We start from the raw sequence: 21,737 nt of genomic DNA, 5'->3' as shown, positions 1-21,737 counted from the left end.
AAAGACAAAAGGGCTTCTTCACACCATGATATTCAAATCATCTAACTAAATTCTTGTGGGTCAACATCAATAGAGAGTCTGAGTTGATGCTGTCTTGGTGCATGGACCAATTGAGCCCACCATTGTCTTAAGTAAAAATGTAAACGAGCACGGTCGGCAGACAAAATCACCATATGGGCGCGGTAACGTCCCGCTTTACGCTCCATTGGTGCTGGAATCGGCCCCCAAATATCAACAATATCACCTGCAATTTGGCGAAGCTGTTCGGAAGCTTCATTTAAAAAATGCAAGGTATAGTCACGATCTTTCGACTCGGCACGAATTAAAACTGCATAACGATAAGGCGGCAGTAAAGCAACTTTTCGTTCAGCTAATGTTTGTTTGGCAACCGCCCGATAATCTTTTTCGATGAGTGTGGTGAGTAAAGGATGATCTGGCCTTAAAGTCTGTAAATAAACATGACCTTTGTGTTCTCCACGACCTGCACGACCAGCCACTTGTACAATCAACTGTGCAGTACGTTCTGGCGCACGAATATCGACACTCAGTAAACCCGCATCAATATCTAAAATAGCAACCAAGGTCACATGTGGAAAATGGTGACCCTTTGCCAACATTTGAGTACCAAGCAAAATTGTTGGTTTGTTTTGATGAATACGATCATAGATTTTTTGCCAACTACCGACACGACTGGTGCTGTCACGATCGACTCGAATCACATCATAATCTGGGAATAACTCTTGTAAGTGTTCTTCAACCTTAGCTGTCCCAGCACCTAAAGTTTTTAAACTCTTCTGCTGACATTCAGGGCAGTGGTCTGGCAAGCGATGAACCGTGCCGCAGTGGTGACAATGTAAATAAGAATAAGGCTGAGTGTGTAACGTAAAATGCGCATCGCAATGTGGACAATTCGCTTGCCATCCACAGCTTTCACACACAAGTACAGGCGCATAGCCACGACGGTTTAAAAAGATTAAAACCTGTTCTTTTCTTGCTAGGGTATTTTTAATCTGCTCGATTAAAGGCTGACTAATACCATGCTGCTTTTTGACAATTTTAAGGTCAATCAAATGCATTTTAGGTAAAAGCGCGTGGCCTGCACGTTGGTTAAGTTGCAGTGAAGTTAACTTACCAGTTTCTACCAAGTGATAACTGTCGATGCTTGGAGTCGCCGAACCTAAAATAACAGGGCAGTTTTGTAAGTGGCCTCGGTACAGTGCGACATCACGCGCATGATAACGGAAGCCTTCTTGCTGCTTATAAGACAGGTCGTGTTCTTCATCTAAAATGATGAGGCCCAAACGTGGCAGCGGCGTATAAATGGCGGAACGAGTCCCTAAAATAATAGATGCTTTACCAGTTTGTGCCTGTTGCCATGCTTGTAAGCGTTTAGAGTCATTTAAGCCTGAATGCAATAAAGCAATATCGCAGTTAAAACGAGACTTAAAGCGCGAAATAGTTTGAGGGGTTAAGCCAATTTCAGGAACCAATACTAGGACTTGCTTACCTTGTTTTAACACCTCATGCATGATGTGCAAATAAACTTCAGTTTTACCACTTCCAGTTAAGCCATCTAGTAAAAATGCTTGGTATTGATGCTGTGCATTAATGACGTGCTGAGTTGCCTTCTTTTGATCATCATTTAGGGTAAGTGGCATTTGAGCCAATTGCACAGGTGCTGGGCTAAAATCATGAGGCTCAAGTGTACAGTCTATCAGTCCTTTCTTTTGAAGTGCTTTAAGTGTCGCAGTTTCTACACCACTTAAATTAAGAATATTTTCTGTAGTTCCGGCAGGATGTAATTTTAAAATTTGATATGCATCTTGTTGCTTAATGGAACGCTTTAACAAGGCTTCAACATTGTCACAAGGAATGATTTTCCATAGATGAAACAATACATCCATTGGTTTACCCTGACGCAATAACGCGGGTAGGGCCGTTTGCATCACTTCACCAATCGGAAATTGGTAATACTGGGCAGACCATGTCAATAAACTTAAAACTTGTTCATCTAAAATAGGTTCATCATCTAAAAGTCCAGAAATGGCTTTAAGCTGAAAGGTGCCTGTAAATGATTCTTGTGGGTCAACTTTTTCAGTAATGATACCAATCAGGTTTTGCCGTCCAAATGAAATCGCGACGCGTGAACCTACCTGAGCCCGTTCATATTGTGCTTTGGTGAGTGTATAGTCAAAAGTGTCGTACAGATGCACAGGTACGGCAACACGCACACGATAAACAACTGAATCAGGTTTTGGCGTTATGGTCATAGAGGCTCATTTCGTCAATTTTAAAAAACGGCATAGCGTCGTGAAGAGGACTTGGGTATTCTACACAGGCTATAGAATGAATATGAATGATTGCGTAGCATAGATGCAACAGCAGCGACTATTATTTTTGGAAAATTAGAACATTACCATGCCTGCATATCAATTTACTGCTATTGATGCTTCAGGGAAGCAGCAAAAGGGGGTGCTTGAGGGAGACTCAGCACGTCAGATTCGCCAACAATTACGCGATAAAGCATGGACTCCGATTAGCGTTGATCCTGTTGAACAAAAAGACAAGCATCAAAGCCACGGATTATTTCAGAAAAAGTTTAGTGCTTATGATTTGGCACTGATGACCAGACAACTCTCCGTTTTGGTTGCTGCTGCAATTCCTCTAGAAGAAGCTTTACGCGCCGTGAGCAGACAAAGTGAAAAAGCACATGTGCAAAATCTTTTACTCTCTGTTCGTTCAAGAGTATTAGAAGGGCATTCACTCGCGCAAGGCATGCAACAGTCAGGTCGTTTTCCTGACCTTTATATTGCAACGGTTGCGGCAGGTGAGCGTTCAGGTCATTTAGATCTGATTTTAGATCAGTTGTCCGACTACACTGAGAACCGTTTTGCCATGCAAAAGAAAGTTCAAGGTGCCATGATTTACCCGATCATTTTAATGCTCATGTCATTTGGTATTGTGATGGGATTAATGACCTACGTTGTCCCAGAGATTGTAAAAACCTTCGATCAAAGCAAAGATGCCTTACCATGGATTACAGTCGCTTTAATGAAAGCGAGTGATTTTATTCGCCATGCGTGGGTGTTTATTATTCTTTTTGCTGTGATAGGCGTTGTTGCCTTTGTGCGGTTTTTAAAAACAACGGCTGGTCATTATGCTTTTGATCGCTTAACACTCAAACTGCCATTATTCGGTAAACTGTCACGTGGTATTAATGCTGCACGCTTTGCCAGTACCTTGTCTATTTTGACTCGTTCGGGTGTGCCTTTGGTAGACGCTTTAAAAATTGGTGCTGCTGTGACCAATAACTGGGTCATCCGTGACTCTATTGCCCATGCTGCTGAACGTGTCACAGAAGGTGGTAACTTGGGTACGCAATTGGAGCGCAGTGGTTATTTCCCACCAATGATGGTACAAATGATTCGAAGTGGTGAGGCATCAGGTGAGCTTGACCGTATGCTGGAACGTGCGTCGACTATGCAAGACCGTGAGGTGACAACATTTATTTCAACCTTATTGGCATTACTTGAACCGCTTATGCTGGTTCTAATGGCAAGCATTGTGCTGGTTATTGTAATCGCGGTTATGCTACCAATCGTAAATATGAACAATATGATTTAATAACTTTGATATTAGAGATAATGATGAAAGTAAAAAATATTCAAAGCGAAACAGTGATGAAACAACATAGTGAAGCTGCGGTTTCAAATCAGCTTGAGCCAACGTGCCATTCTGAGCATAGCTCTGTATCAGATGTTTGTTCCTCAAACACAGCTTTCGGACTTGCGGCACGTTCGAGCGGTGCACGAATGAAACATGCGTCAGGCTTTACCCTTATTGAAGTTATGGTTGTGATTGTGATTTTAGGGGTATTGGCTGCTTTAATCGTACCGAACGTTATGGGCCGTAGTGAAAAAGCTAAAATCGATACGACTCAAATTACCTTGAAGGGTGTAGCGGGTGCTTTAGATCAGTACAAGCTTGATAACGGGCATTTCCCAACCATGCAAGAAGGTGGACTAGATGCACTTATTAACCAACCTGCTACAGCAAAAAACTGGATGCCAGGTGGTTATGTGAAAGGTGGTTACCCTAAAGACAGTTGGAAAAATGATATTCAATATGTCATTCCTGGAAAAGACGGCCATCCTTTTGACCTATATTCATTTGGTGCAGACGGTAAAGAAGGTGGTGAAGGTAACGATGCCGATATTTATTACCAGCCTTAATTAAAATGTAAGAGAGATTATCGATTTGTTTAAAAAGATAAAACGATAATGCGAATTGATAATCTTTATTAATCACGAAAATATAATAACTGTTTGAAAATAAAATAATAAAGTTAATAGTTAGATTTGAGATTTAAAATAAGAATTATTCCCATATTTAATAGTTACAAGAAAGTTAAAATATAAGAGAAAATAAGCTATATATTTAAATAAAAGCTTTGCATAATAAATAAAAAAGCACTTTATAAAACTATAGGAGAGATTAAATGAAAGCATTTCTCGTACTTGATGAACTAAACCAGTTTCATTGGGTAATGCTTAAGTCTGTCCTATTGATTTTAGCTTTATTACCAATTGCTGAAGTTTCATTAAAACTATGGCTGAGTACAGAAGGTAGCAGCCAAATCATGATTGGTTTCTTCGCATTAAGTATTGTGAGCGCGTGGTTAATGGTGAGCTTTTTCACTGCATTAAAAGCGAGTGTATGGCAAGCTAAACAGATCTCTTCTAAATATGAGCAATTAGTTTTTAAAGCTTATCGCTATGTACCAATGGTCTTTTTATCAAGCTTAGTTGCTTATTTATCTTTGGAATTATCAATCGCTTTTTATTGATATTTAAAACCAAATTTTTAAATAAAACGTAGAGGCAGTATCTACGTTTTATTTTTTTGTTTAAGCAGGCTCAACCAATCGTGCTGTGATTTTACGGACGACGGGTAAGACTAAAAGCAGCGTTGGAAAAGCAATTAACCAAGAAATGACCCATGCAGACATCCAGACATTTATAGAAAAGTCTTCTAGTCCTAAACTTCGTAAAGTGCTGACCATGGACACTACAAAAGTCATAATGATGGATAGAAGAAAAGGTAAAACAATAGCTGTATAACGACTTGGAAGTTTCTTAAAATTATAGAAAGTTTTTTGGTTTTCCATTTTGACTCCGTAAACCAACAAACGCCCGCGCCATTCAAAATATAAAAATATTTTGAATAAATAGCTCCAAGCCTTGTTGGAGGTATGTTGGAACGTTGATTGACGTAAACGTTTACGGCTTTTGAATCAGCGGACTTAATTTAACATGGAATTTTCAAATTAAATATAAATAATTTATTTTTTTATATTATGTATTTTTGATTTGAAGATTTAAGAATATGAGAAATATAAAGTGGAACAGATCGAGTGGAATAATTTTTTAAAAGTAGAACTTCGCGTTGGTAAAATTATTCAAGCTGAGGTTTTTGAAAAAGCGCGTAAACCTGCCTATATTTTACATGTAGATTTTGGTGAAGAGTTAGGGGTACGTAAATCAAGTGCTCAGATTACTAAACTTTATCAACCACAAGATTTGATTGGTAAATTAGTGGTTGCTGTCGTGAATTTCCCTAAAAAACAAATTGGTCCTATTCAGTCAGAATGCTTAGTGACAGGGTTTCATAACGCAGATGGGGATGTTGCACTTTGTATCCCAGAGTTTGAAGTTCCTCTGGGTACAAAGCTATTATAATTTAGCGACGTGATTTAAAAGACACATCAACTTTACGTGGACGATAAATCCAACCTAAAACCAGCAGTAATACCGCAAATCCTAAAATTGGATAATCACCTAAACGGTTATAGAGAGTTTGACCTTGCATGGCTGGTAAATCGCCTCTCAAGACAAACTCTTTATCAATCGGTGCTTGTTCAGTGATATGACCATTTTGATCGATAAACGCTGTTACGCCTGTGTTGGTTGCACGAATAAACCAGCGACCATTTTCTTTCGCACGCATTTGCACCATTTGTAAATGTTGCCATGGGCCAGCTGTTCCAGTGAACCAAGCATCATTAGATACGGTCACCAAGAAGTCGCTGTCTTCTGCATTACGGCGTGTCAGGTTCGGATATGCCACTTCATAACAAATTGCAGCCGCAAGTGCATGCCCTTTAATTAAAAGCGGTTTCTGGTTGCTCTCGCCACGTGTAAAACCACTCATGCTAATGTCATTTTGCATGGCAGGTAACACCCAAGAAAGCAAACCTGACAGCGGAATATATTCGCCAAACGGCACAAGACGCTGTTTTTTATAGAGACCGCTTGAGTCGCTACCAGAAGCCATAATGCTGTTGTAATACTGAGGACTACCAACTTGATGTGATTTCGCGACATCCCAATAAGGAATGCCAGTTACCCAAGCTGTATGGTTCTTTTTCGCTTGCGCATCCATCGCATCCAAAAACGGTTCAATGTCGGTTTGGAAGAGCGGAATTGAAGACTCAGGCCATACAATCAGGTCACGGCCCCATTCAGATTGAGTCAAACCAGCATAAATTTCTAATGTTCTAACTTGATATTCGGTTAGCCATTTTAAATCTTGTGGAATGTTACCTTGAATGAGCGAAACACTCAGTGGTTTAGCCGCTTTAGGTTGTACAAACTGAATATATGATGCTCCCCATGCACCCAAAACTAATAGGGCAGCAGGGATAACCCAGAAAATACGTTTACGTAGAACTTCGACTAAAGCACACGCTAGTACAATTGCCACGAAGGAAATTGCATAAATACCAAATAGCGGCGCATAACCATCAAGTAAACGTTCGGTAAAAGCGTACCCTACAAATAGCCATGGGAAACCTGTAAACACCCAAGTTTTAGCCCACTCAAAAATAATCCAGAGTGGTGCAAAAGTCAGGGGTGTTTCTGGGAAGAAACGTCGATAAACCCAAGTTTGAAATGCTGTAAATAAGCCCATCACAAGAGCCATAACAGCAATCATACATACGCTTAAAAAAGCATTGGTATCGCCGTATACATGGATAGACGTGTAGAGCCAGAAAGCCCCTACAAACCATAAACCAAAACCATAACTCCAGCCAATCGCAAATGCTTGTTTGGCTGAGCGTTTATGCAATGTCGCATAGAGTAGGGCCGGAGACAAAATTGCCAGCCACCACCAATAATAAGGTGCCAGTGCAAAACTGAACACAGCACCTGAAAATAAAGCAATGAGCAATGGAAAAATTAAAGGAAGCTGTTTTTGTTGTTGCGAAGAATCTAACAGCTTTTCAAAGTATGCTCTCATTGACGTACAGCTCGAATCAGATGAATAGTGCGGGCATCTGCTTCAACAATCGTAAATAACCACTTTCCAAGTTCAACAGTCTGACCTTGTAAATCACTGACTAAACCAATTTCTTGAAGCAATAAACCGCCGACAGTTTCTACTTCATCGTCAGAAAAATCAGCATCTAATACAGTGTTGAAGTGTTCAATTGGTGTAAGTGCCTGCACCATCCATGCATTCGCTACAGTATGGTCGCTGTCTGGAACAATGTACTGTGCATCTTCATCAGCAGTATCATGTTCGTCTTCAATTTCACCCACGATCTCTTCAAGAATATCTTCAAGCGTCACAAGACCAGCTGTAGAGCCATATTCATCAATCACAATCGCGATATGGGTTTGGGTATGTTTGAGCATACGAAGAACTTGATCTGAACGAGCGCTTTCAGGCACAAATAATGGCTGGCGCATAAGCGAGCCAATATCTAATTTGGTATTTGGTTCAGTCAAAAATGGCAGTAAATCTTTTGCCAGTAATATACCGACAACATTATCGGGTTGGTCAGCTGAGAAAACTGGAAAACGTGAGTGAGCAGACTCAACCAATACGTGAAGAATATCAAGTAACTGATCATCTTCTTGCATACTGATCATTGCTGTTCGTGGCGTCATGACTTCACGAATTTTTGTAGCAGGAAGGTCAAGAACACCTTCAAGCATGGCAACAGTATCAGGTTCTAAAAAACGACGTGAATTTTGGACTAATTTTAATAATTCATCTCGGGTTTCGGGCGCTGTACCTAACCACTTTCGTAAGCCTCGCATTCCCCACGACGGACTCGGTTCCTCTTGCATGATCTTTCCTAAAGACTCAATGTATCAAATGAATACAATGATCATACCGAAGAAAAGGCCCTTATGCATCTATAAAACAAAGTAAAAGACAAAACACATATTGTTATGTAAACACCAGTTACAGTTCATAAGTCCGTGATCGGTTTATGCTAAAATGTGAAAATTCTATTTGTTCGAGTTAGTTATGTCAGAACAACCTATTTCACCTACTGTACAACTCAATACACGTGGTTTACGTTGTCCAGAACCTGTCATGATGTTGCATCAAGCCATTCGTAAATCTAAGTCTGGAGATGTGGTTGAGGTCTTCGCAACAGACAATTCGACTTCGTGGGATATTCCTAAATTTTGTATGCACTTGGGTCACGAATTGCTTTTGCAAGAAGAACGCTTAGATGAAAATGGTCATAAAGAATTTCACTACTTGGTGAAAAAGGGCTGAAGCAAATATCTAAAGCTTTAACTCCATGTTCTTGAATCTAATAAAAACTAAAACAGTGAATACACTTCATTTCAGGACTTAAAGATGAAAAGTTCTCATCTATGCTTAGGGGCTGTTATTTGTGCCTTATTCAATTCAATCGCATATGCAAAAACCTGTGAAATTCCTGTACAAACCATGAATGTCGCAGGTTTAAAGGTTGGGCAAAATATTCGTGAGTTTCAAAAGCTTCACCCTACAGTAAAACCAGTGGTGTTAGGAGGAGATAGTTATCATTTAGAGTTTGCCGATGGGGTTGATCCCCAGATCAAAAAAACAGGCGTCACTGGAATTGGTCATATTGCTTATGATCTAGATACCGGAATGATCACTTCCTTTAGTTTGAGTTTTCTTGATGGCCCTATGGCAAGTTATGAGACGGACTTAGATCTTTTTAAAAGTAGAATTCTTAACAAATTTAAGGTTCCCCAAAAAGGTTGGGTGCAAAAGAACAATAAATATATCTATCAATGTGATGATTATCGAATTGAGATTCATCAGGACTATGGTGCTGCACATACAGCCATTGGGCCAACCGTTATGGTATTTGGTAAAAAATCGAAGATATTCTAATAAAAAAACTCCCCTCACTTGAGGGGAGTTTTTTTAAGGAATTACATATTTGGATAGTTTGGACCACCGCCGCCTTCAGGCGTTACCCATGTGATGTTTTGAGATGGGTCTTTAATGTCACAAGTCTTACAGTGAACACAGTTTGCTGCGTTAATCTGGAAGCGTTTAGAGCCATCATCATTTTCCATGATTTCATAAACACCAGCAGGACAGTAGCGCTGTGCAGGCTCATCCCATTTTGGTAAGTTTACGTTCACTGGAATTGAAGGATCAGTAAGCTTCAAGTGAGCTGGCTGGTTTTCTTCATGTACAGTGTTTGAGATAAACACCGAAGATAAACGGTCAAATGTAAGCTTGCCATCTGGTTTTGGATAGTTTGGCTTAAAGCTAGTTGCATCAACAGTTTTCAATACAGCAAAGTCTTGCTTTAAGTCGTGTAAAGTGAATGGCACTTTAAAGACGTTTTGGTCGATAAAGTTAAATGCACCACCAATCCATTGACCAAATTTATGCATTGCAGGGCCAAAGTTACGAGAGTTATAAAGCTCTTCTTTTAACCAGCTGTTGTTAAATTTGTCAGTGTATGAAGTTAATTCTTTAACGAATAAATCTTCGCCTTCAGTAACGCGAGCAATCGCAAGGTCACCGCCTTTTTCTACACCAGCAGCAATCGCTTCAAATACAGCTTCACCACATAACATGCCTGATTTCATGGCAGTGTGTGAGCCTTTGATTTTTGCAAAGTTTAAGAAACCTGCATCATCACCAATTAAGCAACCACCTGGGAAAGTCAATTTAGGCAATGAGTTGAAGCCGCCTTTCACTACAGCACGTGCGCCGTAAGAAATACGCTTACCACCTTCTAAATACTGTTTAATCAGTGGGTGAGTTTTCCAGCGCTGCATTTCCATGAATGGATACATGTGTGGATTTTCATAAGACAAGTCCACGATCATACCCAAAGTCACTTGGTTGTTTTCAGCGTGGTATAACCACCAACCACCCGAAGAACCAGTTTCAGCCAATGGCCAGCCAGCACCGTGCATTACTAAGCCCGGCTTATGTTTTGCTGGGTCAATTTCCCAAAGTTCTTTAATCCCGATACCGTAGTGCTGAGGGTCAGCATCTTTATCAAGATTATATTTCGCAATCAGGCGTTTACCTAAGTGACCACGGCAACCTTCAGCAAAGAGGGTGTATTTAGCGTGAAGCTCATAACCCGGAGTAAAGTTATGCGTTGGTTCGCCATCTTTACCAATACCCATGTCACCAGTTTGAATACCTTTTACAGTACCGTCTTCATGGTAAAGCACTTCAGATGCAGCAAAGCCAGGGAAGATAGAAACTTCTAATTCTTCAGCTTTTTGACCTAACCAGCGAACCACGTTACCTAGTGAAATAACATAGTTACCGTCATTGTGCATGGTTTTTGGAACCATCCAGTGAGGTGCTTCTTTAGACGTAGTTTCTGAAAGCAAGAAGAAAGTTTTGTCTTCAGTTACAGGTACGTTAAGAGGCGCGCCTTCTTCTTTCCAGTTCGGGAAAAGTTCATTAATAGCACGTGGTTCAAGTACAGCACCAGATAAGATATGCGCACCTACTTCAGAGCCTTTTTCAACTACACAAACTGAAAGATCGGGTAAGTTATTCTCAATCGCTAATTGACGGATCTTAATCGCAGCAGATAGACCTGCAGGTCCTGCACCTACGATGACAACGTCAAACTCCATCGATTCGCGTTCGATGTGTTCCATGTAGGACTCCTCAATACTTAAAGGTGGCAACCGTAATGTCAGATCATCCGGTGCTGCCGTGAGTTTTAATCCATAGGCGCAAATATGCTATTGTGCCTTTTATCGTTTTGGCTAGTATAGTTTTAAACCATGATCTAGCCAATTGGCTGAGTCGTCATATTTTCTCGTCAGCAAGGCATAAACTATGGTAAATCAAAATAATTCCCCATCGGATATGGGAAAAATACCGTTATCTGATGATAAAAACTTAATGAACATTGCACAATACTTAAAAGATGTACAGCAAAGTCACAAAAGGTCAATCCCACCTTTAGAGCAATGGCATCCAAAGCATTGCGGTAAAATGGATTTAACGGTTAAAGCCAATGGAGAATGGTGGCACGAAGGTCAATTAATCAAGCGCCAAGCCCTATTGGATTTGTTTACCAAAGTCCTATGGAAAGAAGAGGGTAAATTCTACCTGAAAACCCCTGTAGAACAAATTGAAATCGAAGTTGAAGATGAACCTTTATTGGTCAATCAGGTGGATCAGGTCGAAATTTCAGGTGATCAGTTTTTGCAACTGACGACGACCAATCAAGATGTGATTTTGGTTGATGCAGAACACCCGATTTTTATGCGGGAATATGCAGGCGAATTACGCCCTTATGTGCATGTCCGATTTGGTATTAATGCACTTATTCAACGCCAAGCTTTTTATCATCTCGTGAACTATGGAACACTGGTCGAAAATGATAAAGATGAAACCATTTTGCAGTTAAAAAGTGGTAATTTGCACTTGCAATTAGGCGCTTGAGGTTTAAGCTTTATAGAGTGAAATTTTGCGACACTCTAGTACTGCCATGACAGCCATACAGCCTTTATTTACTGAATTAGAATCTATGCCTAAAGCATCAGCAGATGCCCCTATTGGTATTTTTGATTCGGGAATTGGAGGAATGTCGGTTGCAGCGGAAATTGCCAGATATTTGCCAAACGAACGTATTGTCTATTATGCCGATACGGCCTATGTTCCTTATGGCCCGCGTTCTGATGACGAAATCAGAGAACTCACAGCCCGAGCTGTTGATTGGCTATATCGTCAAGGCTGTAAAATTGCGGTTGTGGCATGTAATACTGCCTCAGCATTTAGTCTTGACCATTTACGTGAACATTATGGCGAGCACTTTCCAATTGTTGGTTTAGTACCAGCATTAAAACCTGCCGTATTACAGACACGTTCTAAAGTGGTTGCTGTGTTGGCCACACCTGCTACTTTTCGTGGGCAACTTATTAAAGATGTTGTTGAAAAATTTGCTGTTCCAGCGGGTGTTAAAGTCATGACTTTAACCAATTTGGAACTTGTTCCTTGTGTCGAAGCAGGGCAGCAAATGAGCCCTGTTTGTTTGAATGCATTAAAAGAGGTTTTACAGCCTGCGGCCGATCAAGGGGCTGACTATTTAGTGCTCGGTTGTACGCATTATCCGTTCTTAAATGAAGCAATTCATCATCTTTTTGATAACCAATTCACACTGGTTGATTCGGGATTGGCAGTTGCCCGACAAACAGCCCGTATTTTAATAAAAAATGAGTTATTATGTGACCAAATACGTCAGAATGTTGCACGTATTGAATGTTATGTAAGTGGTAATAATGCCGATGCATTGCAACCTGTTTTACAGAATATGATTCCACAAGAATTGACATGGACGCTGCACAATCTGAGTTGAGCTCTGTTGTAGGCATTCAGAAGAAAGCGTTTTTTATATTTATTTTTTCTTATTTGGGGCGGTTCATAGTCTTGGCTTATTTAGGCCATATTAAGATTATGGGGCGATAAGGGTATTGTTATGCTCGATACACGCTATCAGATTTTTATTTCAACGTCAGGTCGCGAGATGCAACCTGAACGTATGGTTCTCTCTCAAACATTAGTCAGTATGGGTTTTTTTGCTTGGGGTTTAGAGTATAGAAGTCCTTTAACTACAACACTTGCCCGTCGGCAAATTGATGAATCGGATTATGTGGTTTTACTGTTAGGTAGTCAGTATGGTGAGCAATCCATTTCTGGTGCTAGCTACTTTGCTTTAGAGTATGAATATGCTTTAAGTCGAGCTAAACCTATTGTGGTATTTATGCATGAACAACCTGAAAGCAGGGATATGCATTTACAAGAGGCTCATCCGCAGCTTAAAGAAAAATTTCTCGCATTTAGAAAAAAACTATTACACGAAGCTCACCACGTATTTTACTTTAAAAGCCCACGTGATTTAGAGCTAGCTGTTCGTTTAAATATACCTTTAATGGTTGAACAACATATGGGACAGGGCTGGGTTCCAGCACGTCAAGCGCATCAGTTAGAAGATGAAATTAATCGGTTAAAAAGTAAAGTTTTACAGTTAGAACAACAACTCACAGAGTCATCAACTTCAACTAATGAAGTGGCTCCGCAAGATGTTTTTGCGTTTGAATATCAGATTCAAGCTTTTCAAGATGGTAACTTTAAAGAGCTTAAGCGCCAGAGACAAATGACTTGGTCACAACTTTTAAGTATTTTGGCTAAACATTTTGAGACAGCCATGCCAGAAGAAAGCTTTGGAACTTGTCTTAATGAGTATCTCAATCATGCTGGGTTAGAAGATGCCCGTCAGGAGCTACCAAGAGCACATGCGGTGGCTGGTGCACAGATTAATCATAAAGCGCTATTCCGCATTAAAAATCAAATGCAATCACAAGGCTGGATTGTTCCAACCAAGACTGATCAACAACATAGTTTATGGAAGGTAACGACAAAAGCGCAAAAGCTCTTGCTGAGTTATAAATGGAATCATCGGGTGACTCGATTAAAAGCTTAGAGCAATTCAATTTAGATATGACCATGAAAACTGTTACATTAGTGTCATAAGATGAACTGAAAGGCATTTGCGCATGTCGTTTGAACAAAAACCGAAAGTTACTGTCATTTTAGCGAATTTAGGCACACCGGATGAGGCAACTGTCCCAGCGGTGCGCCGTTTTTTAAAGCAGTTTTTATCTGATCCACGTGTGATTGAAATTCCAAAATTCATTTGGTGGATTATTTTGAATCTGTTTATTTTGCCTTTTCGTCCAAAAAGAGTAGCGCATGCCTATGCTTCGGTATGGTCTACCGATTCGCCAATGCGTGAAATTGTGTTTGAGCAAACAAAACGTGTGCAGGCTTATTTAGAGCGTGAAAATAAACAATTTGATTTAACTGTATTACCCGCTATGACTTATGGTAATCCGGGTATTGATACAGTTTTAGAAAAACTAGCAGCTCATCCACAAGAGCATGTCATTTTATTGCCTTTATTTCCTCAATATTCTGCCACATCGACAGCACCGTTATACGACGCATTTGCTAAGTGGATTCCTACTCAGCGCAATTTGCCGGGTTTGACCATTATTAAAGACTACTATCAGCACCCAATGTTTATTCAAGCACTGGCAGAAAGTGTTTTAGCTTATCAAGCACAGCATGGTAAGCCTGAAAAACTATTGATGTCATTTCATGGTATTCCACAGCCTTATGCAGACAAAGGTGATCCTTATGCAGACCGTTGTCGCATTACTGCAAAGTTAGTCGCTGAAGCTTTGCATTTGAAAGCTGATGAATGGGCGATTAGTTTCCAGTCACGTTTTGGAAAACAAGAATGGGTGAAGCCTTATACTGACCAGCTTTTAGAAGATTGGGCTAAGCAGGGCGTTAAGTCAGTTCAGGTTTTAAGTCCTGCTTTTTCTGCTGACTGTTTAGAAACGCTTGAAGAGTTAGCGATTCAAAATGCTGAACTATTTCAACAAGCAGGTGGCGGAAGCTATGCTTACATTCCTGCTTTAAACAGTGATCAGGCTCATATTGATTTGCTTGCAGGTTTAGTTCAGGCTAATCTTGATGCCCTTACCCATACCTTAGCCCACCGTTAATTGCGTTTTAGCCAGAGGTTCTTATGCTGCAAGTCAAAATTGTTCCAGTTACTGCTTTTGCTCAAAATTGTTCTTTAGTTTGGGACAGTGAAACAAAAGAAGCAGTTTTGATTGATGCAGGCGGTGACGCTGCTGTTTTGAAGAAAGAAGTAGAAGCCTTAGGTTTAAAAGTAAAGGCGTTATGGCTGACTCATGGGCATTTAGATCACGCAGGGGCAGTGGGTGAACTCGCACAAGAATGGAGTGTTCCTGTTGTTGGCCCACATAAAGAAGATCAGTTCTGGCTAGATATGATTCAGGAAGTTTCAGCACGTTATGGCTTTCCAATTCCACAGCCAGTAAAAGTTGATCAATGGCTTGAAGGCGGCGAAGTGCTAAAACTAGGTGAAGATGAGTTTGAGGTGCGCTTCGCACCAGGACATACACCAGGGCATGTCATGTTCTATAACAAGAATCATGGCTTACTCTGGACTGGCGATGTCCTGTTTAAAGGCTCAATAGGAAGAACAGACTTTCCACGTGGTAACCATGAGCAACTCATTGAATCGATTCAACGTGAATGCTTTAGCTTGCCAGATCAAACCCAATTTATTTCAGGTCATGGTCCAATGAGTACCATTGGCTATGAAAAAAAATTTAACCCGTTTGTCGCAGGTAAAGCGGGTTAATCTTCATAATCATCTTCATGCTGACTACCCTTGTTTTGCTGAGGAGCATCTTGGGTAGGCAGTCTATATTCATCGTTTGCCCAAGCGCCTAAATCAATGAGTTTACAACGTTCAGAACAAAATGGACGAAATTCATTGCCTTCCCAAACACTTGGTTCACCACAACGTGGGCAGGGGAATGTACGTGGCATAAAGCGATATCCTCAAAGTGAAGAGAAATAGATTAGGCAAAAGTCAGGTGACTTGTTAGACTTGTGCCGATTTTTATTTAGTTTGATGTGATTATGCAGATTCGTCAATTTCAAGCACAACGTATGCAAGCGCCTCGCGATTTTACCCCAATTGAAAATACTCCAATTTGTGTAGAAATTGGGGCGGGCAAAGGTAAACATGCTTTGCTATTCAGTGGGCAAAATCCACAGCACACGTTATATGCGATTGAACGAACCCGAGAAAAATTCTTGGCAATGCAAAAGCAGCATGGTTTAGAACCACGAGAAAATCTGGTACCTGTACATGCGGATGCTTTGCCGTGGGTGGTACATGCTTTACACCCTGCACAAGTTGAACATTTTTTTATTCTTTATCCGAACCCTGAACCTCATAATCCGGCACAGCGCTGGTTGAATATGCCATTTTTTGAGTTTTTATTATCACGCCTGAAAACAGGTGGAACTATTACTTTAGCAAGTAATATTCCTGAATATATTGAAGAAGCTGAACAACAGTTATTAAATGTGTGGAAGCTGCCTTACCAAAAAGAAAAAATTGTGCAAACCTCTGCGCGTACTCATTTTGAAATTAAATATTTAGAGCGTGGCGAGCTTTGTCAGCAGCTCATTATGACCAAGCCTGAAGGTTATCAAACTCGATTTGATGAGTTTGCGCCATTGCAAGGGCAAACACATGGCGAATAAGCGGGTTGCCATTATCGGTGCTGGTCCGGCTGGTTTAATGGCAGCTGAGGTACTGAGCCAGTATGATTATGAAATTGATGTGTTTGAGCAAAAATCTTCGGCTGCGCGTAAGTTTTTGATGGCTGGTAAAACAGGTTTGAATATCTCGCATGCTGAACCATTAGTCCAGTTCATTGAACGTTATGACCATGCAGAATGGCTTAAACCGTGGGTTGAGAAATGGGGTGCAGTCTGGATTCAGAACTGGATGAAAAGTCTAGGAATAGAGTCGTATGTGGGTAGTTCCGGTCGTATTTTTCCTGTCGAAATGAAAGCTGCTCCTTTACTGCGTGCTTGGTTAAAACGTTTAGCAGAACAACAGGTTAAATTCTTTTATCGACATCGTTGTATTAATTTGCAAGGTACAACTGTGACTTTAGAAAACCAAAATAATCAAAGCAGCAAGACTTTTACCCAACAATACGATGCAGTCGTATTGGCTTGTGGGGCTGTATCTTGGTCCCAATTGGGTAGCGATGGTGCTTGGCAGCAATGGATGGATCAATCCAGTGTTGAACCTTTTCAAGCAAGTAATGCAGGAGTATTGCACACTTGGTCAGCTTTTATGGAAAGCTGTTTTGGTGAACCTTTAAAGCGTATCAATGCGTGGGTTGAGCCTAGCCAAGTTACTCATGGCGATATTGTGATTACTCACTATGGTTTAGAAAGTGGTGTCATTTATAAACTTGGACGAGCTTTAAGAGAACAACAAAAACAAGGAAAAAGCTTAAATCTATTTTTAGATTTATTGCCTGATGTAGAGTTGTCACAGTTAATTAAAAAATTGCAGGTTAGTAAAAAACAATCGCTCACCAATATCTGGCGTAAAGCAGGCTTAGACACGGCCAAAATTAACTTAATTAGAGAAGTGGTTGATAAAGCGCTATGGAGCCAACCAGAGGCTTTAGCTCAGCAAATTAAAGTACTTCAAATTAAGCTAGATGGCTTTAGGCCTATTGAGGAAGCAATTAGCTGTGCTGGTGGTGTTAAGCAAGGTGCATTAACTGAAAGCCTAGAGCTTAAACAAACCTCAGGTGTTTTTTGTTGTGGTGAAATGCTGGACTGGGATGCTCCTACAGGCGGCTATTTGCTTACAGCATGTTTTGCTACAGGACGAGCGGCTGGTGAAGGTGTGCATTCATTCTTAGAGAAATAACGGCAAATTCGGTACTATGTTTGATATGTGAAAAGTGTTATTTTTGAGCGATCAATAATAATAGGATTTACGAGAACATGTCTCAAGCATCACCAGTTTATCAAGGAAGTTGTTTATGTCAGGGTATTCGCTATGAAATTAAAGGCGATATCGGAGATATTATTCAGTGTCACTGCCAACGGTGCCGAAAATCCAATGGAACAGCATTTGCCACCAATGCTCCTGTTAAAAGTACAGATTTTAAAATTACCAAAGGTGAAGATCTCGTCAAAAAATTTGCTGTGAACGGTGTGTATCGCTGGTTTTGTAGCGAATGTGGTTCACCGCTTATTAGCTCGCGTGATGCCCAACCTGAACTATATCGTGTAAGAATTGGGTCACTCGATACACCATTAGATCAAAAGCCGACAATGCATATTTTTGCTGCTTCAAAAGCAGAGTGGGAAAGCATTTGTGACGATTTACCGCAATACGATGAACGTCCATGATTTAAAAAGTATGTTTTAATCAAATTTTAGATGATTTAATATACTTAAAACGGGGAGATGGCATTCCTCCCTTGAAAAACCGCCATATCGGCTAATGATGCCTACGTTACCCTCATGTATTTATATCGCTGGGTACGTAGGTTATTGCGTACTCTGCTTATTTTTGGAGTACGCCATGTCACCTTTCCCATCATTTTTGTTTGCTCTTTTAGCATCTCACTAAAGGGGTGGTTCTATGTATTATCCTTTACTTTCAATTGCTGTAGGTTCAGTGCTAGGGGCGTGGTTGCGTTGGTTTTTAGGTTTAAAACTCAACCCAATTTATCCGCAAATTCCACTGGGTACTGTCACTGTTAATTTAGTCGGTGGCTTTATTATTGGGTTTGCGATGGCTTATTTTGCTCATAGTGATTTAAGTCCGAACTATAAGCTTTTTGTAATCACCGGCTTTTGTGGTGCTTTAACTACGTTTTCAACGTTCTCGATTGAGATTGTGACTTTATTGCAAAGTGGTAAGTTGGGCATGGCGATGTTGGCTATTTCTATTCATTTAATTGGATCGTTAATTTTTACGTGTTTGGGGTTGGCGACTTATTATTGGGTAGCGGGACATTGAGTTTTTATATTTAAGAATTGACCATGATTTCAAGTTGTGAGAGCTCATCGAAGTTGAGTGTTGGGTAGGATTTTCACGACGGAGTCTTATCGTTGAGTTATCTAATGGAAGCAGCTAATTAAGTTACTTTGGTTTTGCCCAAAGTAACCAAAGGCATCTGTCATTCGCAGAACCTGTTCACTGAATCCATTTATCTTATGCTTTGCAAAAACAAACTTTTATTGATGCCACGCAGGTTGCGAATGACGTTATCGCGTATCGAATATAAAAGATTAATCAAATAGTTTAATTAATAATTAGTCATTTACTATCGTGACAGACGGCAGGGATGCCGTCGTTATGCTGTGCTACATGGATGTAGCATCAGCGTAACAAAGGATTTTTGTTACTTTTCATCCTTGAAAAGTAAGGTTAGCCTATACAATCCATCATTTGGATATCACTTCCATTTAAGGCAGTGCTCATAATAAAAATTAAGACGTTTCTATTATTTATTTAAATCTTATTATTTTTCAGTTAAAGCCTGACCTTCAAACTTCACACCATCCCAACCATTTTGCATAAACTGACGAATATTTTGGTGATCAGTTCCCTCTGGGGTAGCCAATACAGATGCATAGTGCTCTGCAAATAAACTTAAAGTTTGTGCTTGATCTAAACCTTGTAACTTGGCAAAAGAGAAAACTTTTGCACTGCCTTGATTTTCAGTCGCTGCGTTATGCTGTGCACCATTTTGAAAAGCTGTTGGAGTGTGTTGGTAACGTGCTTCAATATGAGCTAAAACATCTGAAAATTTTGCTGTGCCTGCTTGTAATTGGGCAAGTAACTCTTGTGCCATAATCTTAAACTTCCTATCAAATGGGGCTTAAGCATAGCATCGAATACACGCTTTGAAAGCTTGGGAGCTATAAAAAAATGATGGGATATTTGGAAAATTGAGAATATTTTCTAGACAAGATGTGGATAAGTTTTAGTTTATACACAACTGAAAAAGTATAGAAAAAATCCACATAAAAAAAGAAGCCTAAGTGGAGGAGATAGTCTTAGGCTTCCAATGATTTTAGTGTATTGGTTAAAACTTAACGTAAGATTAACTCTTACGATTGAAGCGAGCGAAGCGTTTGTTAAAGCTTGCAACACGGCCTTCATTACTTGCTTGACGTACTTCACCTGTATAGAAAGGATGTGAAGCACTCGAAATATCAAGAGTCACATAAGGATAGACTTGTCCTTGATATTCCTTAGTTTGTTTCGTCTGAATGGTACTACCAATTAAGAAGTAGACGTCTGCATTAGTGTCATGAAATAACACTTGTTGATAAGCAGGATGAATATCTTTACGCATGAGAGATTGTCCTAAATTATTTTTGATTAAAGAAATGTTATAACATAACATTAAATAAGTCAATGTAACCTCGAAAAGGCTACATTAATCAGTTCATTGAATTAGTTAGACGGCGGAACAAGTTCTTCAAATAAATCATTTAGGTTGTCATGTACTTTTAAGTGAATGAGGTTCCAGTAGTGTCCTGAAATGGTTCTATTGACCATTAAAGTATCTGGTGAAGGCTTAAAGACATCCCAATATTTTAAAGACTTCTTCACAAGTAACATGCCATCATGATGTGATGAGTTCTCTGCAAAGTCATAGGTTGTGGTAAGCGGACGCAATAACACTTCAATCCAGAGCTTATAAAGGTCACTCGGAAATTTACCTTTCTCGTTCAAAGAGTGCAAGGCAAGTAATTCTGTTTCAATTAAGTCGATATCTTCATGACGAGCTGCATTCACTAGTCGTTTGAAACTATACACAATTTCATTGGAAAGCGTTTTAACACTGCCATAGTCATAAATAATGACACTGCCATCTTGGCGAAAGGCAAAGTTACCTGGGTGAGGGTCACAGTGAAAACGTTTTAAAAAGAACATTTCCTGACCCAAAGCACGGATTAAACGACGGCCAATTGTGTTTCGAATTTCGATAGGCCAAGAACTAGCAGTTTCAATGCTGTCACCTTGTTCAAGGCTTAAAGTCAAAATTCGTCTTGAAGAGTAATCTTTATAAACAGTCGGGATAATAATTTTGCCATCTAACTTGCTATGAAAAGTTTTAAAGACCTCAAGATTTTGAGCCTCAATTTCATAGTTAAGCTCTGCTGACAGGCTATCTTGAATCTCTGCAAAAAGTTGATCTTGCAGTTTTTTATCAATTTTAAGTACACCCATTAAGCGTAGTGCTAAACGTACTTGTTTTAAGTCACTTTCGCAGGCTTCATCAACACCGGGATATTGAACCTTAACTACAACTTGTTGGCCATTTGGCAAAACTGCTTTGTGAACTTGTCCAATTGATGCAGCAGCAAAAGGCTGTTCATCAAAAGATTTAAAGGCAGCATTGAGTGGTTTTCCAAGCTCACGTTCAACTTGTTGCTGAATCGCAGAAAAAGGCATGGCTGGAGCTTGACGTTGTAGTTTTGATATTGCTTTTGCAACTTCTGGTGGGAAGATATCTTTATATTGCGATGCAATTTGCCCAACCTTCATGACAGCACCTTTCATTTCTCCTAAGGTGTCTGCAATCTGTAGACCGATATCTTGAAACAATTTAGTTTTTGCAGCCAGTTTCTGTTCTTCATCCGCAGTCAGGTTTCGAATCGAGTTAGAAACGGTTTTTGTTGCAATGCTCGCGGTCATTCCTGCAAGTTTCATAAATCGTTTGCCAGGTGAACTTGCATTCTTTGCCATATCTTCGATACCTCGTTGACTACAACATAATATTGTCTAGTTTTGATCATAGGTGACAAAACTTAAAAAGCCTATATGAAATTGTTTAGCGCATGTAAGAAAATTTTCGAAAAACAAAACGTTATTTTTAAAGTAAAAAATGTGAAAAGCTTTTCAAAATTCATTTCATAAACAAAGCTTTAATATCTATAAAGTCGCTGTTTTTTTAGTGCTAAGGTGAATGACATGTTAAATAAGAAAT

The 21,737-nt window shown here is 39.9% G+C and carries 24 protein-coding genes and 1 riboswitch; of the genes, 15 read left to right on the top strand and 9 right to left on the bottom strand.

The window, feature by feature from the left end:
* Positions 1-41: 41 nt before the first annotated feature.
* Positions 42-2,270, bottom strand: coding sequence for a primosomal protein N' (locus AC1PJ9_RS07330; RefSeq protein WP_311087184.1), 2,229 nt, complete (start codon positions 2,268-2,270; stop codon positions 42-44).
* 148 nt (positions 2,271-2,418) lie between these two features.
* Between AC1PJ9_RS07330 and gspF the strand changes: the two genes are divergently transcribed.
* The 3 genes from gspF (at position 2,419) to AC1PJ9_RS07315 (ending at position 4,846) form a co-directional block, all read left to right on the top strand.
* Positions 2,419-3,624, top strand: coding sequence for a type II secretion system inner membrane protein GspF (gspF, locus tag AC1PJ9_RS07325; protein ID WP_004699003.1), 1,206 nt, complete (start codon positions 2,419-2,421; stop codon positions 3,622-3,624).
* A 23-nt stretch (positions 3,625-3,647) separates the two neighbouring features.
* Positions 3,648-4,232, top strand: coding sequence for a type II secretion system major pseudopilin GspG (gene gspG, locus AC1PJ9_RS07320; RefSeq protein ID WP_311087183.1), 585 nt, complete (start codon positions 3,648-3,650; stop codon positions 4,230-4,232).
* 266 nt (positions 4,233-4,498) lie between these two features.
* A complete protein-coding gene (locus AC1PJ9_RS07315; RefSeq protein WP_311087182.1) occupies positions 4,499-4,846 on the top strand; it encodes a hypothetical protein in 348 nt (115 codons plus the stop codon).
* 60 nt (positions 4,847-4,906) lie between these two features.
* Here AC1PJ9_RS07315 and AC1PJ9_RS07310 read toward each other — a convergent pair whose 3' ends face one another.
* The gene (locus tag AC1PJ9_RS07310; protein ID WP_032047914.1) at positions 4,907-5,167 is read right to left on the bottom strand and encodes a DUF2798 domain-containing protein; all 261 of its coding nucleotides are present in this window, start codon (positions 5,165-5,167) and stop codon (positions 4,907-4,909) included.
* 232 nt (positions 5,168-5,399) lie between these two features.
* Between AC1PJ9_RS07310 and AC1PJ9_RS07305 the strand changes: the two genes are divergently transcribed.
* A complete protein-coding gene (locus AC1PJ9_RS07305; protein ID WP_311087181.1) occupies positions 5,400-5,738 on the top strand; it encodes a tRNA-binding protein in 339 nt (112 codons plus the stop codon).
* A gap of 1 nt (position 5,739) precedes the next feature.
* Here the strand turns inward: AC1PJ9_RS07305 and lnt are convergent, their stop codons facing one another.
* A complete protein-coding gene (lnt, locus tag AC1PJ9_RS07300) occupies positions 5,740-7,299 on the bottom strand; it encodes an apolipoprotein N-acyltransferase (protein WP_311087180.1) in 1,560 nt (519 codons plus the stop codon).
* Complete coding sequence (locus AC1PJ9_RS07295) at positions 7,296-8,135, bottom strand: HlyC/CorC family transporter (RefSeq protein WP_004883488.1); 840 nt, start codon at positions 8,133-8,135, stop codon at positions 7,296-7,298. The genes lnt and AC1PJ9_RS07295 overlap by 4 nt, the downstream gene beginning before the upstream one ends.
* A 184-nt stretch (positions 8,136-8,319) precedes the next feature.
* Here AC1PJ9_RS07295 and tusA point away from each other — a divergent pair, with 184 nt between their 5' ends.
* Both tusA and AC1PJ9_RS07285 read left to right on the top strand, forming a co-directional pair.
* Positions 8,320-8,577: a sulfurtransferase TusA gene (tusA, locus tag AC1PJ9_RS07290; protein WP_002053527.1), complete on the top strand. Its 258-nt coding sequence runs from the start codon at positions 8,320-8,322 to the stop codon at positions 8,575-8,577.
* An 84-nt stretch (positions 8,578-8,661) separates the two neighbouring features.
* Positions 8,662-9,189 carry a hypothetical protein gene (locus AC1PJ9_RS07285; protein WP_311087179.1) on the top strand — a complete coding sequence of 176 codons (528 nt, stop codon included), beginning with the start codon at positions 8,662-8,664 and terminating at the stop codon, positions 9,187-9,189.
* 41 nt (positions 9,190-9,230) lie between these two features.
* Here AC1PJ9_RS07285 and AC1PJ9_RS07280 read toward each other — a convergent pair whose 3' ends face one another.
* Entirely contained in the window at positions 9,231-10,943 is a 1,713-nt protein-coding gene (locus AC1PJ9_RS07280) for an electron transfer flavoprotein-ubiquinone oxidoreductase (RefSeq protein ID WP_077169109.1), read from the bottom strand.
* A 184-nt stretch (positions 10,944-11,127) separates the two neighbouring features.
* On the opposite strand from AC1PJ9_RS07280, the gene AC1PJ9_RS07275 reads away from it, so the two are divergent.
* The 5 genes from AC1PJ9_RS07275 to AC1PJ9_RS07255 all read left to right on the top strand — a co-directional run bounded on the left by AC1PJ9_RS07275 (position 11,128) and on the right by AC1PJ9_RS07255 (position 15,535).
* Positions 11,128-11,739: a DUF1285 domain-containing protein gene (locus AC1PJ9_RS07275; RefSeq protein ID WP_311087178.1), complete on the top strand. Its 612-nt coding sequence runs from the start codon at positions 11,128-11,130 to the stop codon at positions 11,737-11,739.
* A 46-nt stretch (positions 11,740-11,785) separates the two neighbouring features.
* Entirely contained in the window at positions 11,786-12,652 is an 867-nt protein-coding gene (gene murI / locus AC1PJ9_RS07270; protein WP_039251168.1) for a glutamate racemase, read from the top strand.
* Between the two features lie 120 nt (positions 12,653-12,772).
* The gene (locus tag AC1PJ9_RS07265) at positions 12,773-13,777 is read left to right on the top strand and encodes a DUF4062 domain-containing protein (protein ID WP_311087177.1); all 1,005 of its coding nucleotides are present in this window, start codon (positions 12,773-12,775) and stop codon (positions 13,775-13,777) included.
* Positions 13,778-13,850: 73 nt separating this feature from the next.
* Positions 13,851-14,867, top strand: coding sequence for a ferrochelatase (gene hemH / locus AC1PJ9_RS07260; protein WP_311087176.1), 1,017 nt, complete (start codon positions 13,851-13,853; stop codon positions 14,865-14,867).
* A 23-nt stretch (positions 14,868-14,890) separates the two neighbouring features.
* Positions 14,891-15,535, top strand: coding sequence for an MBL fold metallo-hydrolase (locus AC1PJ9_RS07255; protein ID WP_019456911.1), 645 nt, complete (start codon positions 14,891-14,893; stop codon positions 15,533-15,535).
* Here AC1PJ9_RS07255 and AC1PJ9_RS07250 read toward each other — a convergent pair.
* Positions 15,532-15,726, bottom strand: coding sequence for a DNA gyrase inhibitor YacG (locus AC1PJ9_RS07250; protein WP_004698974.1), 195 nt, complete (start codon positions 15,724-15,726; stop codon positions 15,532-15,534). The two genes, AC1PJ9_RS07255 and AC1PJ9_RS07250, sit on opposite strands and share 4 nt — an antisense overlap.
* 87 nt (positions 15,727-15,813) lie before the next feature.
* Here AC1PJ9_RS07250 and AC1PJ9_RS07245 point away from each other — a divergent pair, with 87 nt between their 5' ends.
* The 4 genes from AC1PJ9_RS07245 (at position 15,814) to crcB (ending at position 18,751) form a co-directional block, all read left to right on the top strand.
* Entirely contained in the window at positions 15,814-16,452 is a 639-nt protein-coding gene (locus AC1PJ9_RS07245) for a class I SAM-dependent methyltransferase (RefSeq protein ID WP_311087175.1), read from the top strand.
* On the top strand, positions 16,442-17,647 hold the full coding sequence (locus tag AC1PJ9_RS07240) for a TIGR03862 family flavoprotein (protein ID WP_311087174.1): 1,206 nt from the start codon (positions 16,442-16,444) through the stop codon (positions 17,645-17,647). Before AC1PJ9_RS07245 ends, AC1PJ9_RS07240 begins: the two co-directional genes overlap by 11 nt.
* Before the next feature lie 77 nt (positions 17,648-17,724).
* A complete protein-coding gene (locus AC1PJ9_RS07235; RefSeq protein ID WP_263612831.1) occupies positions 17,725-18,135 on the top strand; it encodes a GFA family protein in 411 nt (136 codons plus the stop codon).
* A gap of 44 nt (positions 18,136-18,179) precedes the next feature.
* Positions 18,180-18,246: riboswitch (Fluoride riboswitch) on the top strand.
* Positions 18,247-18,370: 124 nt separating this feature from the next.
* Positions 18,371-18,751, top strand: coding sequence for a fluoride efflux transporter CrcB (crcB, locus tag AC1PJ9_RS07230; protein WP_151682962.1), 381 nt, complete (start codon positions 18,371-18,373; stop codon positions 18,749-18,751).
* A gap of 505 nt (positions 18,752-19,256) precedes the next feature.
* On the opposite strand, the gene AC1PJ9_RS07225 is transcribed toward crcB, so the two are convergent.
* From AC1PJ9_RS07225 to AC1PJ9_RS07215, 3 genes are all read right to left on the bottom strand, one after another.
* Entirely contained in the window at positions 19,257-19,589 is a 333-nt protein-coding gene (locus AC1PJ9_RS07225) for a HopJ type III effector protein (protein ID WP_002114866.1), read from the bottom strand.
* A gap of 252 nt (positions 19,590-19,841) precedes the next feature.
* The gene (locus AC1PJ9_RS07220) at positions 19,842-20,096 is read right to left on the bottom strand and encodes a type B 50S ribosomal protein L31 (protein WP_001224256.1); all 255 of its coding nucleotides are present in this window, start codon (positions 20,094-20,096) and stop codon (positions 19,842-19,844) included.
* Between the two features lie 101 nt (positions 20,097-20,197).
* The gene (locus tag AC1PJ9_RS07215; protein ID WP_311087173.1) at positions 20,198-21,496 is read right to left on the bottom strand and encodes an ABC1 kinase family protein; all 1,299 of its coding nucleotides are present in this window, start codon (positions 21,494-21,496) and stop codon (positions 20,198-20,200) included.
* Between the last annotated feature and the right edge of the window lie 241 nt (positions 21,497-21,737).

The sequence above is a fragment of the Acinetobacter sp. 70_2 genome, assembly GCF_056736115.1.
This window is presented reverse-complemented; position numbering and strand designations above follow the sequence as displayed.

What these genes read in the sequence shown, in the direction of transcription:
- AC1PJ9_RS07330 (WP_311087184.1), bottom strand. Translation starts at nt 2,270, where the DNA reads ATGACCATAACGCCAAAACCTGATTCAGTTGTTTATCGTGTGCGTGTT.
- gspF (WP_004699003.1), top strand. Translation starts at nt 2,419, where the DNA reads ATGCCTGCATATCAATTTACTGCTATTGATGCTTCAGGGAAGCAGCAA.
- gspG (WP_311087183.1), top strand. Translation starts at nt 3,648, where the DNA reads ATGAAAGTAAAAAATATTCAAAGCGAAACAGTGATGAAACAACATAGT.
- AC1PJ9_RS07315 (WP_311087182.1), top strand. Translation starts at nt 4,499, where the DNA reads ATGAAAGCATTTCTCGTACTTGATGAACTAAACCAGTTTCATTGGGTA.
- AC1PJ9_RS07310 (WP_032047914.1), bottom strand. Translation starts at nt 5,167, where the DNA reads ATGGAAAACCAAAAAACTTTCTATAATTTTAAGAAACTTCCAAGTCGT.
- lnt (WP_311087180.1), bottom strand. Translation starts at nt 7,299, where the DNA reads ATGAGAGCATACTTTGAAAAGCTGTTAGATTCTTCGCAACAACAAAAA.
- AC1PJ9_RS07295 (WP_004883488.1), bottom strand. Translation starts at nt 8,135, where the DNA reads ATGCAAGAGGAACCGAGTCCGTCGTGGGGAATGCGAGGCTTACGAAAG.
- tusA (WP_002053527.1), top strand. Translation starts at nt 8,320, where the DNA reads ATGTCAGAACAACCTATTTCACCTACTGTACAACTCAATACACGTGGT.
- AC1PJ9_RS07285 (WP_311087179.1), top strand. Translation starts at nt 8,662, where the DNA reads ATGAAAAGTTCTCATCTATGCTTAGGGGCTGTTATTTGTGCCTTATTC.
- AC1PJ9_RS07280 (WP_077169109.1), bottom strand. Translation starts at nt 10,943, where the DNA reads ATGGAACACATCGAACGCGAATCGATGGAGTTTGACGTTGTCATCGTA.
- AC1PJ9_RS07275 (WP_311087178.1), top strand. Translation starts at nt 11,128, where the DNA reads ATGGTAAATCAAAATAATTCCCCATCGGATATGGGAAAAATACCGTTA.
- murI (WP_039251168.1), top strand. Translation starts at nt 11,786, where the DNA reads ATGACAGCCATACAGCCTTTATTTACTGAATTAGAATCTATGCCTAAA.
- AC1PJ9_RS07265 (WP_311087177.1), top strand. Translation starts at nt 12,773, where the DNA reads ATGCTCGATACACGCTATCAGATTTTTATTTCAACGTCAGGTCGCGAG.
- hemH (WP_311087176.1), top strand. Translation starts at nt 13,851, where the DNA reads ATGTCGTTTGAACAAAAACCGAAAGTTACTGTCATTTTAGCGAATTTA.
- AC1PJ9_RS07255 (WP_019456911.1), top strand. Translation starts at nt 14,891, where the DNA reads ATGCTGCAAGTCAAAATTGTTCCAGTTACTGCTTTTGCTCAAAATTGT.
- AC1PJ9_RS07250 (WP_004698974.1), bottom strand. Translation starts at nt 15,726, where the DNA reads ATGCCACGTACATTCCCCTGCCCACGTTGTGGTGAACCAAGTGTTTGG.
- AC1PJ9_RS07240 (WP_311087174.1), top strand. Translation starts at nt 16,442, where the DNA reads ATGGCGAATAAGCGGGTTGCCATTATCGGTGCTGGTCCGGCTGGTTTA.
- AC1PJ9_RS07235 (WP_263612831.1), top strand. Translation starts at nt 17,725, where the DNA reads ATGTCTCAAGCATCACCAGTTTATCAAGGAAGTTGTTTATGTCAGGGT.
- crcB (WP_151682962.1), top strand. Translation starts at nt 18,371, where the DNA reads ATGTATTATCCTTTACTTTCAATTGCTGTAGGTTCAGTGCTAGGGGCG.
- AC1PJ9_RS07225 (WP_002114866.1), bottom strand. Translation starts at nt 19,589, where the DNA reads ATGGCACAAGAGTTACTTGCCCAATTACAAGCAGGCACAGCAAAATTT.
- AC1PJ9_RS07220 (WP_001224256.1), bottom strand. Translation starts at nt 20,096, where the DNA reads ATGCGTAAAGATATTCATCCTGCTTATCAACAAGTGTTATTTCATGAC.
- AC1PJ9_RS07215 (WP_311087173.1), bottom strand. Translation starts at nt 21,496, where the DNA reads ATGGCAAAGAATGCAAGTTCACCTGGCAAACGATTTATGAAACTTGCA.